1 protein-coding gene is annotated in these 231 nt (G+C 63.6%); it reads left to right on the top strand.

From position 1 onward, the window contains the following. Positions 1–231, top strand: a 231-nt coding sequence (locus P0D73_RS46965; RefSeq protein WP_408436605.1) for an electron transfer flavoprotein subunit alpha/FixB family protein, incomplete at both ends; no start/stop codon positions are given.

Raw genomic sequence — 231 nt, 5'->3', positions numbered from 1 at the left:
AGAACCGCTGGCGGACAAGCTGAACGCAGCGCTGGGCGCATCGCGCGCAGCCGTCGATGCGGGCTTCGTGCCGAACGACTATCAGGTCGGCCAGACCGGCAAGATCGTCGCGCCGCAACTGTACATCGCAGTCGGCATCTCGGGCGCGATCCAGCATCTGGCCGGGATGAAGGACAGCAAAGTGATCGTCGCGATCAACAAGGACGAAGAAGCGCCGATCTTCAGCGTCGC

The sequence above is a fragment of the Paraburkholderia sp. RL18-101-BIB-B genome (assembly GCF_046026985.1).
Lineage (GTDB): Bacteria > Pseudomonadota > Gammaproteobacteria > Burkholderiales > Burkholderiaceae > Paraburkholderia.
The sequence above is the reverse complement of the archived record's forward strand: the minus strand, read 5'-3'. Positions and strand labels throughout refer to the sequence as shown.